The organism is Collinsella aerofaciens (assembly GCF_028209625.1).
Taxonomy (GTDB): domain Bacteria; phylum Actinomycetota; class Coriobacteriia; order Coriobacteriales; family Coriobacteriaceae; genus Collinsella; species Collinsella aerofaciens_AM.
In genome coordinates this window covers 97,902-110,282 of the sequence record NZ_JAQLDU010000008.1, presented here as the reverse complement: position 1 = coordinate 110,282, position 12,381 = coordinate 97,902, and the positions used below count along the sequence as shown (strand labels likewise).

The window sequence follows — 12,381 nt, the reverse complement described above, 5'->3', positions numbered from 1 at the left end:
TCCCGACGTCGTACAAAGCGTTTCCAGCCATAAAAAGGCCTCCCATTTCTTGTGTCCAAGAAATGGGAGGCAGTTCAGTGCGCAGCGGGGGTTCTTTCATGTCCGAGGACGTCCGCGAAGGTCAGCCCTCAGATCCTGCGGTGGGAGACTTAGGCCTCGTTGTACACCGTCTTGAGCTTCAGCAGGTGAGCGTAGCGGTCCATAGCGGCCTGCTCGTTCTCCTTGAAGAGCTCCTCGGCGCGCTCGGGGAAGGAACGCGTCAGCGAAGCATAACGGGCCTCGTTCATCAGGAACTCCTGATAACCGCCCGCGGGCTCCTTGGAATCGAGCGAGAACTTCTTGCCGGCAGCAGCCTCGGGGTTGAAGCGGAAGAGGTTCCAGTAACCGCACTCGACAGCCTTCTTCATCTCGGCCTGGCAGTTCTGCATGCCGCCCTTCTTGATGGAGTGCATCTCGCAGGGGCTGTAGCCGATGATGAGGGACGGGCCGTCGTAGGCCTCGGCCTCGTGGATGGCCTTGAGGGTCTGAGCCGGGTTGGCGCCCATGGCGACCTGCGCCACGTAGACGTAGCCGTAGCTCATGGCAATCTCGGCCAGAGACTTCTTCTTGGTCACCTTACCGGCAGCGGCGAACTGAGCGACCTGGCCCAAGTTCGAGGCCTTGGAGGCCTGACCGCCGGTGTTGGAGTAAACCTCGGTGTCGAAGACAAAGACGTTGACATTGTGGCCGGAAGCCAGGACGTGATCCAGGCCACCGAAGCCGATGTCGTAGGCCCAACCGTCGCCGCCGAAGATCCAGAAGGACTTCTTGGTGAGGTAAGCCTTGTCGGCGAGGATCGCCTTGGAAGCCTCGCAGCCGCACTTCTCGAGCTCGGCAACGTAGGCAGCGGCAGCGGTCTTGGAGGCCTCGGCGTCGTTGACAGAGTCAATCCAAGCCTGGCCGGCAGCCTTGAGCTCGTCAGACGGACCATCGGCGGCGATGATGTCCTGGGTGGCGGCAATCAGCTTGTGCTGAACAGCCTCATAGCCGACGGCCATGCCCAGACCGTGCTCGGCATTGTCCTCGAACAGGGAGTTGTTCCACGCCGGGCCGTGACCGTCCTTGTCCTTGCAGTAAGGAGCGGTGGCAGCGGGGTTGCCCCAAATGGAGGAGCAGCCGGTGGCGTTGGAGATGAACATGCGGTCGCCGGCGACCTGGGTCACCAGACGTGCATAGGCGGTCTCGGCGCAGCCGGCGCAGGAGCCAGAGAACTCCAGGTAGGGCTGCTTAAACTGGCTGCCCTTAACGTTGGCCGCGATGAGCTCCTTCTTCTCGGAGACGTTCTCGACCATGTAGTCCCAAACGGGCTGCTGGTCCATCTCCTGCTCGGTGGGAACCATCTCGAGGGCACCCTTGGGGCAGACCTTGACGCAGTTGGTGCAGCCCATGCAGTCGAGCGGGGACACGGCCATGGTGAACTTCATGCCCTTGGCCTTGGGGCCCATAGCGTCGAGCGTGCGGGTAGCCTCGGGCGCGGCGGCGGCCTCGTCCTCGGTCATCGCGAACGGACGGATGGTGGCATGCGGGCACACATAGGCGCACTGGTTGCACTGGATGCACTTGGTCTCGTCCCAGTGAGGAACGACCACGGCGACGCCGCGCTTCTCGTATGCGGAGGCGCCCAGCTCAAACTGGCCGTCGGCGCAATCGACAAAGGCGGAAACGGGCAGGCTGTCGCCATCCATGCGATCGATGGGCTCGAGCAGGTTCTTGACCTGCTGGGCGATGGCGGACTTGGTCTCCTCGGAGAGCTCGACGGGAGCGGCATCCTCGGCAGTTGCCCAGTCGGCCGGAACCTCGAACTTACGGAAGGCGGTAGCGCCGGCATCGATGGCCTTGTGGTTGGCGTCGACGATGGCCTGGCCCTTCTTCATGTAGGACTTGGTGGCCGCGTCCTTCATGTACTGCAGGGCGTCCTCGGCGGGCAGGACCTTGGCCAGCGCGAAGAAGGCGGACTGGAGCACCGTGTTGGTGCGCTTGCCCATGCCGACCTTGGCGGCCAGGTCGATAGCGTCGATCAGGTAGACGTTGACGTTGTTGTTCGCGATGTAGCGCTTGGCCACGGCGGGCATGTGCTCGGCGAACTCCTCGTCGCTCCACTGGCAGTTGACCAGGAAGGTGCCGCCCGGCTTGACGTCGCGGACCATCTTGAAGCCCTTAACGATGTAGCTGGGGTTATGGCAGGCGACAAAGTCGGCCTTGGTCACGTAGTACGGCGAACGGATCGGGGAATCACCAAAGCGCAGGTGCGAGACGGTGACGCCGCCGGTCTTCTTGGAGTCGTACTGGAAGTAGGCCTGGACGTACTTGTCGGTGTGGTCGCCGATGATCTTGATCGAGTTCTTGTTGGCGCCGACGGTACCGTCGCCACCCAGACCCCAGAACTTGCACTCGATGGTGCCGGGGGCTGCGGTGTTGGGCGCATCCTCGGCCTCGGGCAGGCTCAGGTTGGTCACGTCATCGACAATGCCGATGGTGAACTCACGCTTGGGCTCGTCCTTCTTGAGCTCCTCGAAGACAGCGAACGCGGACGCGGGAGGCGTGTCCTTGCTGCCCAGACCATAACGGCCGCCGACAACCTTGATGCCCGTCTTGCCAGCCTCGTAGAGAGCGGAGACGACGTCCTGGTAGAGCGGCTCGCCGATGGAACCCGGCTCCTTGGTACGGTCCATGACGGCGATCTTCTGGACGGTCTCGGGGAGAACGTCGACGAAGTGCTTGATGGAGAACGGACGGAACAGACGAACCTTGACCAGGCCGACCTTCTCGCCGTGAGCGTTGAGGTAGTCGATGACTTCCTCGAGCACGTCGCAGAAGGAGCCCATGCACACGACGACGCGGTCGGCATCGGGAGCGCCGTAGTAGTTGAACAGGCCGTAATCGGTGCCGAGCTTCTCGTTGATCTTCTTCATGTAGCCCTCGACGACGGCGGGAAGCTCGTCGTAGACCTTGTTGCAGGCCTCACGGTTCTGGAAGAAGATATCGCCGTTCTCATGGCTGCCGCGGGTGTGCGGGTGCTCAGGGTTGAGCGCATGGTCGCGGAAAGCCTGGACGGCGTCCATGTCGCACATCTCGGCAAGATCCTTGTAGTCCCACATGGCGACCTTCTGGATCTCGTGGCTGGTGCGGAAGCCGTCGAAGAAGTTAAGGAACGGGGTCTTACCCTCGATGGCGGCAAGGTGAGCCACCGGCGAGAGGTCCATGACCTCCTGGACGTTGCCCTCGGCGAGCATGGCGAAGCCGGTCTGACGACAGGCCATGACGTCGGAGTGATCGCCAAAAATGTTCAGGGCGTGGGAAGCGACGCAACGCGCGGAGACGTGGAAGACGCCCGGGAGTTGCTCGCCCGCGATCTTGTACATGTTCGGGATCATCAGGAGCAGACCCTGAGAAGCCGTGTAGGTGGTGGTCAGAGCACCGGCGCCCAGCGAACCGTGAACGGTACCGGCCGCACCTGCCTCGGACTCCATCTCGACGACCTTGACCGGGGTGCCGAAGATGTTCTTGCGACCCTGGGCCGCCCACTGGTCGACATGGTCGGCCATCGGGCTGGACGGCGTAATGGGATAGATTCCCGCTACCTCGGTGTACGCATACGAAACATATGCGGCCGCCTCGTTGCCGTCCATAGACTTAAACTTACGCGCCATATACCCCTCTCCTCTCATATAGGTATACAGGCCCCGGCGATCGCCGGGATATTGGCGTGATGGGATTTACGCTGTTGCTTCCAATCATCTGGCAGGCAGGCTCAGCAGCAGGTACGTGGCGTGGAGAGAAGACATGCCGAGGCGAGGGGCAACTGATGCGCCCCACAGACCCGACCGCCCGTCTTGCACATGACCGAGCGCCGCAAAGGCCGCATGCCGGATGCTCCCGGGCACGCCCCGGCGATGGGAAGCGCCCGCAACGGAAATCCGCATGCGGGTTTATTGTACCCCGCCGTCAAGTGTAATTTCGGCAAATATAGGCGGGCGGTAAAGGTTTACCTCGGGTGACTGCCGGGAGCAAAATGATCCCTTGGGGACGGAGGGACCATTTGGCGGGACTGGCTAGAGGGCACCGAAGAGGATGGCGTAGGTAGTGGATTCGCCGAGCTTGAGCTCGTCGCCGGGATTGAGTTGGGCGGAACGGCCGGGCTCGACCTGAATGCAGACGCGCGTGGCCCCGTTTACCACCACGGTTCCGTTGGTGGACGACAAGTCCTCGACGTGCCAGATATTTTGAGCATCGCACCAGATATGGGCATGGCGGGCCGAGACATCGTCGCCGACGTCGGTAATATCGCCCTCACCAGTGGCCAGCGCACCAATCTCAACACCCTGCTCACTCGGCTGAATCCAGCGCGGGGCGCTCACGACAAAACTGTTTTGTACGCGCAGCAAGCCCAAGGGGTGCGCCGGAGCGGGTTCGCGTTCGCCCGCGGTCATCGACATGCCAAGCGAACGCGGCGTGGAGGTGCCTCCGCCACAGGTCGCGTGCGCGTAGTCGATGGCATAGTTCACCGAGGACCGCACATCCGCCGAACAACCGACGGCGACAAACAGCACCAGCACGGCCTCGGCGCGCTCGGCGGGCATGAGTTCCGCCGCCTGGGACAGGCGATCGAGCGCGTTGCGATAGAGATTCGTGTCCTGATGGCACTCTTCGAGCGCGCGTACCATCGGTTCACCTGCAGGACCGCACACCATATTGATCACAGCCGTGGAGTCCATGGGATTGCGCTGGCGCAGGGCCAGTTGCGACATAATACGCGCAGCCGAGGTACCGTATTCGGCAAAGTAGCGCTGCTGAAGCGTGCCGACCGGCGCGCGAACGATAAAGCGGGAAACCCAAGAGCGATCGGCGGCTCGGCTCTGCGGGCTGCGGCCGTCGGCGAGCGGACGGGACGAAAGCACCAAGCCGCACAGCTCGATATGGCTCAGATGCGCCGCGCGCTTAAAGATGTCAAACATGGCCCCGCATGGGGTGAGCTCAACTTGAGATGCCATGACCTAGGCCTCCTTGGTCGTAGAAATAGAATCGGACGATACTTCGACAGGTCCGCCAAAAGTACGGGCAGCTGCGGCTCCACCGGCAAGCGGAGTCGCCATCTGGGCTTTTGTGCGTCGCGGTGCCGAAACGGGAAGTTCAAAGGCAAAGCCCATCGCAAGCAAAAACCACGTAAGCGTATAGGTTGCAACCAGAGCGGCAACAAGGCCGCCCATCACGGCGCGTTGGGAAAATACGCTACATGCAGCCACAGCCAGTACCGGAACCTCGCAGGCAGAAAGCGCAAGCACACCCTGCAGGAACCCCGAGCGTCGATCGCGCGCAAGTGCCCCCGCGACAACGCCGGCCATGCCTGGCAGCGCCAGCGCCAGTGCGGCAATAACACCCGGTAGCGACCCAGGCCACACGAGCGATCCCAAAGTCGCCGTCACGCGAGCGCCCGACGCCAGCAGCGCGGCCGAAACCACGACCGCAGCCCAAACCACGCCACAGACGACCGCCGCGCCGACCATCAGCGCGCGACGAACCGCGCGGCCGGACGCATCCATGGGGCACGGCGTGAGCGGCTCGCCGCGGAGCGAACGACCGACATTTTGCGCATAGTGGTCACAAAACGCCGAGAGCGCCGCCTCGACCGCCGCCGGCTCGGGACGATCTTTTTGATGGCTGGACAGACAGGCCATCACCACGTTGAACAGCTGGGCATCGACAAACGCCAGCGCATCGCGTAGCTCCTCGGAATCCGGCTCAAGCCCCAGCTGCTGGGCCTGCTCGGCCGCGGCGAGCGCCACATCGGGCTCACGACGAAGCAGCTGCGTCAAATCGCAACCGGGCGCATGGGCACCAATGGGATAGTCGGGCCGCGTGTCCATCTTGAGACGGTAGGGGCTCGCGATGTCGCGCGTCTTTTTGCGCGAACCCGAGGTGCCCGAAGTGCTCGGCGCGGTTTCGTATGGCGCGATGCCGGCAATGAGCTCGTAAACCGTGCTTGCCGCGGCATAGACGTCAATCGCCGGCGACATACGCAAAGCGCGCAGGTCGGGAATATCGTCGGTGAGCATCTCGGGCGGGGCATAGGCAACCGTCGCGCGACGCAGCGTGGCATAACGCTCCGTAAACGACGCCTTGCCGCCGGTACCGGCCACGGCCGACGCAGGCTCAAGCGCCAGCGACGAGCCAAAGTCGATCAGGCACAGGTCAAAGGTGCCCTCGGCAAGCTGCCGGTCAAGCGGTAGACGCGCCGTACGCACCATAATATTAGCGGGCGAGATATCGCGATGGACAAAGCCCTCGCCCACCAGGCTCATACGGCAGAGCAGATCGAACAGGTCGCGACCCAGACGCGCCGCCACAAGCGGCGACAGGCGTCCGGCATCGTCCACGGCAAGTCGCGAACGCAAGCGGGCAAGCGTCTCGCCCTCGACCCATTCCATGACAATTGCAGGCACACCGTCGACCTCGCCCCAGCCATAGAGGCGGGGAAAGCCCTTAAGGCCCGAAAGGGCGCGATGGCATTCGTATTCCTCGCGAAACGCCGCCTTGAACTTGGCGACCAGCGCCTCGTGAGCGGCATCGTCGTCAAACTCATCGCGCGTCGGCAAGATGAGCTGTTTGAGTGCCACGGCCTCGCCTTGGGCGTTGACGGCACGCGTCACGCGGCCGATACCGCCACGGCGCATGGTGGCATCGTCGGCAAACAGCATCGTAAAACGACGCAGATAGGCAGGCAGTTCGCCCTGACCGAGCGCAATGGCCGGCTCAAACCCGTCGACACGCGCCAGGCGCAGGCCGACCATGGGATCGCGACCGAGCGATTGTGGTGTGGTGGATGCAAGATCGGTCATCATAGGGCAAGCGCCGCCACGTTATTGTTGAAGTTACCGAGCGCGACGTCATCATCGCCGTAATGGCCGACCCATTGACATAGGTTGGTGTAACAGCCCCACAGATTGGCATACTGCTGATACCACTTTGACCGGGGCGAGAATGTCTGACGACCGAACTCGGCTCGAATGACAAACATCTCCCCGACCAGGCTGTCGCACGGCCTGGGATCTCCCGTAGAGTTATAGGTCGAGACCACGTCATTGGCACGAGAAACATAGCCGTCGAGCATGTTGTACTTGGTCACAAGCCAGCTGTGAATGCTCTCTTCCTCAGCAGCGGAAAGGCCACCGGAGTTTGCATCGTTGTCAGTGTTGCCGCCCGTCGAGCCGCCGTTTCCAGACCCTCCGGCAGAGGAACCCGACCCAGAGCCACCGCCCGAACTCGACGAATCCGAGCCGGAGCCAGAAGTATCCGAGCTACCGGGCTTTCCGGACTGCTGGGCGTCCTGCTCCTTCTGCTGCTCGACCTTATTCACCGTTGCCGCCACGCTATTGTTGGACAACCGATCGATGATCTTGGTGTTGGTGAGCACGATGGTTTTGCCATTGGCAAGCGTGACTTCGTTGTCCGGGGCCTCGGCGCCGTCCGCGTCGCCGGTGCCAAACACAATATGCGCGACCACACTTGCCCAAGCATATCCAGTCGTGGTCCCCAGGTCACTTTTGACCTCATGCCCCACGCGCGGTTCGCGTGCGGCATGTGCCTGCATCATGGACGGCACGGTCATGCCATAGGCAGAAACGCCAGCTATGACCAGCACCAGCGAGCAAGACAGCAGTGCGTACGCCCGCGGCGCCAAGCCCAGTCGGCGTCGCATGCGCACCGCGGCGCCGCGCTTTGTCTGAGTACCACCGGGCCGCATGCGTTCTCCTCCAACAAAAACACGCCGCTCGGGAGCGGCGCATTCATTCGAATCCATATTTGAGTGTATCAGCGAACCCAAAAGGTTGCGCAACGAATGGGCAAATTAAGGATGCGAGTGGAAGCATCCATGCGATAAGCGGATACAAAGCATCTTTGTTGCACAACAAACTTACAGTCGCACGGGGAAATTATGGCTACCCCGTGCGTCGCGATGAAGACATACGGCAGGAGCAGGCTCGCCACCTAAATCGTGCGACGGGCCTCGATGGCGCGCCCAAGCGTAAGCTCGTCGGCATACTCCAGGTCGCCGCCCACGGGAAGGCCGCTCGCCAGACGCGATACCTCAACGCCCAGCGGCTTGATAGTGCGGGCCAGGTAGCTCGCCGTGGTCTCGCCCTCGATATTGGGGTTGGTGGCGATGATGACCTCGTGGATGTCCTCGTGGCCCAAGCGTGCCAGCAGCTCACGAATGTGCAACTGCTCGGGACCAATCTTGTCCATGGGACTGATCACGCCGCCCAATACGTGGTAGAGACCGTGGTAGCTGCCCGTGCGCTCAATCGCCTGGACATCGCGCGGCTCGCCCACCACGCAAATGCGAGTGGTATCGCGCATCGAATCCTGGCAGATGGAGCACTCGTCGGCCGTGGCGTAGTTAAAGCAGCGGCTGCAAAAGTGAACCTCCTGCTTAACCTCCAGGATAGCCTCGGCCAGGCGGCGCGCCTCCTCGGCATCGGCCTCGAGCAGGTAATAGGCGATGCGCTGGGCCGACTTGGGACCAATGCCCGGCAGACGGCCCAGCTCATCGAGCAATTTTTGCAGACTATGGTTGGCACTCATATATATGCGTGTCTTAGAACGGCATGCCCGGGATGTTGAGGCCGCCGGTGATGGCGCCCATCTGCTTGTTGGCGAGCTCGTTGACACCGCGGACGGCCTCGTTGACGGCAGCCATGATCATGTCCTGCAGCATATCGACGTCCTCGGGATCGAGGGCATCGGGGTCGATGGTGAGGTTGACGAGCTCCATCTCGCCGTTAACGGTCACCTTGACCATGCCGCCGCCGGCAGAGGCGTCGACGGTCTGGGACTTAAGGTTTTCCTGCGCGGCGGCAAGCTGCTCCTGCATCTTGCGAGCCTGCTTCATCATTTGCTGCATGTTCATACCGGCCATGATGGCTCCTTTACGTGCGGCCGCGCGACAAGCTGCAAGGGCAGCCGGAGCGCGACGGGACTTTCAAACTCAAAAATCGTACCACGGCGCGGGGCAAGCAAGCGGGGCGGACACGCTACCTCAGTCGATATACATGTCCTTGAGCGTGACGCACGCCCAAGATTATGCAAGGTCGAATTATGCAAGGTTGCATAATTATCTCAAGCTACATCTAGCAGAGCTGGAACCAGGCAGTTTATGCGTAGGGCTACAAGGCTACATGGCAAAATGCCGAGCCGCTGCTCGAGGCGGCACGCATGGCGGCTGGGTATAATTTGATTGTCATAGATGACGATTTGGAGGTGCCCTCGTGAATGTCCCAGCCGTACTCCAAAACATCCGCTCAAAACACCCCGTTGCATATGTGGTTCTCTATCTCTTTGTCGTCTGGGTATTACTGGTTATCATCACCCATGCCATAGCTTTTGGAGCAGAACTGCTGATAGCCAGCTCGGACCAGCCCGTCGTCAAATGGGAGACGACCGATGAATGCACCGACGGAACCCGAACCATTTACTACAACAGCCCGTCCCTCTACCAAGAGTTCAAGGTCAAGATAAAGGACTCCAAGATTGTCGATGCCGAACTGGGCTCTTTATTTACAATCGGAGCAACCGTCAACGCCGAGCAAGTCGAGTACACGGACAGCCATGCGACGTATCGTATCGACCTCAGCATCCTAGGCCGACCGTCACGCGCCTGTCTGCTCGAATGCGATATACGCGGCACCACGTTGCACATGTCCGAAATACAGATGCGCCCGGGCAAGGGGTTCTCTTCTTGAGCAGTATACCCGCCTGCGCAGCTACTCCACCGGCTTGAAGATGGTGGACTGGCCGAAGACGCTGCGGATGAGGGCTTTGGCCTCGTCCTCGGTCTGCGGGATGCTCGGGGCTGCACCCTGATGGCCGAAGGGGCCGCCCGCACCGGAGTTGGACTCCCAGGGAGCTGCAGGAGCGTCCTCCTCTTTGGGGGCAGTTGCAGCGGACTTGGGCGCGGACGCCGCACCCGGCACGTCGAACGGAGGCAGATCGTCCCCACCAGCATCGGCAACAAAACCGCCAACCATGGCATCGTCGTAGGGAACCTGCTCGGATTCCCATGGCGCAGACGGCGCGGCGGGCTGAGCCTTGGGAGCGGACGCGCGCTCGGGCGCTCGGGGCGCGGGCTCGGTCGGGAGCTTGCCCGTGGCAGGAGCGCCGGCGGGGTTGTCGGAGCGCAGCCAGGGGGCTTTGCCCAGGTCAGACGACTTGGGCGCGGGCGAGGCAGGCTTGGGCGCGGGTGTCGGAGCAGCCGGTTTGGCCATGACGGGCTTAGGCGCCGACGGGGTCGGCGCCGCTATCGGTGCTGCTTTTGGCTGCGTCGCGCTGGCGCTCGAGGATGCAGGGGCCGCCGAGGACACGGGTTGCGGGTCCGCAGATACCGCAGCCCGTGCAGATGGAGAATGCTCCTCATGTTGAGGAGCCGGCGTGCCACCCCCATCCAGGACATAGTCGACGGTACGACGACCGAAGACCGCACTGACTGTCGGCAGGACCACCGACTGCGTGTCGGCGCGTCCAAGCATCTTGATGGCAAAGGTCGAGCCCGCGGGGAACGAGACCGTGAGCCTGGAGCCGTCGTCAGCCGTGGCGCGGGCATTGAGCAAAAGCCCCGCGTAGGAAGCCTGACGCGCCTTGACACGCTCGACAACCTCGGCCCATTTGCGCTGCAGCTCTCCGGCATCCTCGACCGCGGGCGTCTCGGCAGTACCGGCGGCGGCAACCTGGGCGGCATTGTTGGACTGGGGCTTAGGTGCCGGAGCGGTGGCAGGCGCGGGAGCCGCAACGGGCTGAGGCGTCGGAGTCGGCGCAGGCTGAGGTGCAGGCGCTGCAGGCTTGGAAGCTGACACGGACGCAGAACGGGACGCAGGCTGGGCAGCCGGAACAGCAGCACCACGGTCCCAAGGCATACCGCCCTGGCGCGCGGACGTAGCAGCGGGGGCAGCGGATGCCGCCGGAGCGGCAGCACGAGCGCCCGAAATTAGCGTCGGCTGTTGGGCAGCAGCGGGTACGGATGCTGCAGGCGCGGCGGCCTGAGCAGCAGCCACGCTCGCCGGCACGGCGCCGTTGGCAACCATGGCCTCCAAGCGGGCCACGCGCTCGGCCAATGCCTCAATCGTTAAATCGGCCTCGGGACGTGCCAGGCGCGTGCAGGCGATCTCGAGCACCAGGCGCACGTCGCTCGCGCCCCTCATCTCCAGTGCGGCATCGTCGAGCACCGTCAGCACACGGGCCAGGCGGTCGGCAGGATGCTCGCCAAAGGCAGCGGCCTCGGCAGCAAGCGCCTCGGCCTGCTCGGAGCCGCCCTCAAACAGCTCGGCACGGGCACCGGCAACGCAGGCAACGTACACGTCACGCACATGCGCCACCAGGTCGCGCGTCAGCTCCAGCAGGTCGTTTCCTTCCTCGACCTGCGCACGGATCAGTCCATAGAGCTCGGCAACATCGCGATCGGCAATGGCGCGGGAAAACTCGCCCAGAATCTGGTCCGAAACCTCGCCTAAAAGCGAGCGGGCGTCGTCCGCATGCACAGAACCGTTGCCAAAGACGCTCAGCTGCTCCAGCGTGGACAGCGCGTCGCGCATACCGCCCTTGGCATGGCGCGCCACGATAGCCAGCGCCTCATCGTCGTAATCGAAGCCCTCCTGCTCGCACACGTATGCCAGGCGACGCTCGATATCCTCGTTGCCGATGCGATGGAAATCGAAACGCTGGCAGCGCGAGAGGATGGTCTCCAGAATCTTTTGCGGGTCGGTGGTGCACAGCACAAAGATCACGTGTGCCGGCGGCTCCTCGAGCGTCTTGAGCAGCGCGTTGAACGCCGCCGTCGTGAGCATGTGGACCTCGTCGATGATATAGATCTTGTACTTGCCGCGCACCGGGGCAAAGTTGACGGAGTTGATGATTTCCTCGCGCACATTGTCCACGCCCGTGCGGGAGGCGGCATCGAGCTCGTAGACATCGGGGTGGTTACCCTCGGCAATGAGCTCGCACTCCTCGCAAGTACCGTCGGGCATGCAGCCGCTTGCACCCTCGGCGCGCGCCGCCTCGGCATTGCGGCACAGCAGCGCCTTGGCCAGAATGCGCGCCATGGTGGTCTTGCCCGTGCCGCGCGGTCCGCAGAACAGGTAGGCGTGGGACAGGCGCCCCTCGGTGATGGCGTGCTCGAGCGTCGAGACGATATGCTGCTGGCCCACCACGGAGTCAAAGGTGAGCGGGCGATACTTTCGGTACAACGATTCCATGGGTGCTCCCCCGGGTATACTGAGTCTTGTTGCCGCGGCGGCCATGCGGTCGCACGGCATACTGCATTCCATAATAACCCGTACGGCGAGCCCGCCGCGA

Annotated in this window: 8 protein-coding genes; 1 reads left to right on the top strand and 7 read right to left on the bottom strand. The window is 62.8% G+C overall.

The window, feature by feature from the left end; translation table 11 throughout:
• Positions 1-149: 149 nt before the first annotated feature.
• The 6 genes from nifJ to PMW70_RS05490 all read right to left on the bottom strand — a co-directional run bounded on the left by nifJ (position 150) and on the right by PMW70_RS05490 (position 8,956).
• On the bottom strand, positions 150-3,689 hold the full coding sequence (gene nifJ / locus PMW70_RS05515) for a pyruvate:ferredoxin (flavodoxin) oxidoreductase (RefSeq protein ID WP_271744103.1): 3,540 nt from the start codon (positions 3,687-3,689) through the stop codon (positions 150-152).
• Between the two features lie 402 nt (positions 3,690-4,091).
• Entirely contained in the window at positions 4,092-5,030 is a 939-nt protein-coding gene (locus PMW70_RS05510; RefSeq protein WP_022094220.1) for an FHA domain-containing protein, read from the bottom strand.
• Positions 5,031-5,033: 3 nt separating this feature from the next.
• Positions 5,034-6,878: a serine/threonine protein kinase gene (locus PMW70_RS05505; protein ID WP_271744102.1), complete on the bottom strand. Its 1,845-nt coding sequence runs from the start codon at positions 6,876-6,878 to the stop codon at positions 5,034-5,036.
• Complete coding sequence (locus tag PMW70_RS05500; protein WP_117564927.1) at positions 6,875-7,780, bottom strand: hypothetical protein; 906 nt, start codon at positions 7,778-7,780, stop codon at positions 6,875-6,877. Before PMW70_RS05500 ends, PMW70_RS05505 begins: the two co-directional genes overlap by 4 nt.
• A gap of 245 nt (positions 7,781-8,025) precedes the next feature.
• A complete protein-coding gene (gene recR, locus PMW70_RS05495) occupies positions 8,026-8,622 on the bottom strand; it encodes a recombination mediator RecR (RefSeq protein WP_089573257.1) in 597 nt (198 codons plus the stop codon).
• A gap of 13 nt (positions 8,623-8,635) precedes the next feature.
• Complete coding sequence (locus PMW70_RS05490) at positions 8,636-8,956, bottom strand: YbaB/EbfC family nucleoid-associated protein (RefSeq protein WP_006235174.1); 321 nt, start codon at positions 8,954-8,956, stop codon at positions 8,636-8,638.
• Between the two features lie 349 nt (positions 8,957-9,305).
• Between PMW70_RS05490 and PMW70_RS05485 the strand changes: the two genes are divergently transcribed.
• Positions 9,306-9,779 carry a hypothetical protein gene (locus PMW70_RS05485; RefSeq protein ID WP_117648547.1) on the top strand — a complete coding sequence of 158 codons (474 nt, stop codon included), beginning with the start codon at positions 9,306-9,308 and terminating at the stop codon, positions 9,777-9,779.
• Between the two features lie 21 nt (positions 9,780-9,800).
• Here the strand turns inward: PMW70_RS05485 and dnaX are convergent, their stop codons facing one another.
• Entirely contained in the window at positions 9,801-12,281 is a 2,481-nt protein-coding gene (dnaX, locus tag PMW70_RS05480) for a DNA polymerase III subunit gamma/tau (protein WP_158551940.1), read from the bottom strand.
• Between the last annotated feature and the right edge of the window lie 100 nt (positions 12,282-12,381).